Genomic DNA, 259 nt, shown 5'->3' with positions numbered 1-259 from the left:
ATTCCACTTGAAGAATTGTATGACATTTGTGAAAAAGTACGTGAATTAACAAAAGACCCGAAATATTTAGTCGGTCGTGTGATTGCACGTCCGTATGTCGGTGAACCGGGGCATTTCACAAGAACAAGCAATCGTCATGACTATGCCTTAAAACCTTTTGGCCCAACAGTGATGAACACACTTAAAGATCATGACTATGATGTCATTGCCATCGGTAAAATCAATGATATTTTCGATGGAGAAGGTGTCACAGAAGCAG

Annotated in this window: 1 pseudogene; it reads left to right on the top strand. The window is 40.2% G+C overall.

Annotated features, from left to right (window positions below):
• A pseudogene (locus CD118_RS11330) lies at nucleotides 1–259 on the top strand (phosphopentomutase); the annotation flags it as partial.

This window comes from Staphylococcus coagulans, assembly GCF_002901995.1.
In the GTDB taxonomy this organism is placed as follows: Bacteria; Bacillota; Bacilli; order Staphylococcales; family Staphylococcaceae; genus Staphylococcus; species Staphylococcus coagulans.
The sequence above is the reverse complement of the archived record's forward strand: the minus strand, read 5'-3'. Positions and strand labels throughout refer to the sequence as shown.